Here is a 390-nt window from a genome sequence, read left to right on the forward strand (position 1 = left end):
ACGGGCACCAGATTCCATGATGAAACGGAGAACACCATAGCAAGCACGACGTACAGCGAGACCTCCGATAAGCTTGTATCTTAGAGATTCGGCCTGGGCGATAGCGCAAAGGCCACGAGTAGCCACCTTTTCAGCATACAATTCTACAGATTGCTCTGGAATGTTGAATCGCTTCTGTACTACGGAAGACAGCTCACGGATTCTGCGTCCTTTCTCTCCGAGCACACTCTGTGTCCTGGTGGCCATAATAATGATCTCCGAGCGGATGGGAGTGACCCGCACTTCCACGCCGGAGTAGCCGTCCTCGGCCAGCTCCCTAGTGAGGAACTCATTGAGTTCTGCCTTGAAAACCCCATCTCCAACAAATTTTCGCTTCTTAGAAATATTGTT

At 50.8% G+C, this 390-nt stretch carries 1 protein-coding gene; it reads right to left on the reverse strand.

What is annotated here, in order from left to right:
* Nucleotides 1–390: KH domain-containing protein (locus F0L68_RS46025; protein ID WP_188317150.1), on the reverse strand; the 390-nt coding region annotated here is incomplete at both ends.

The organism is Solihabitans fulvus (assembly GCF_008386585.1).
GTDB lineage: Bacteria > Actinomycetota > Actinomycetes > Mycobacteriales > Pseudonocardiaceae > Solihabitans > Solihabitans fulvus.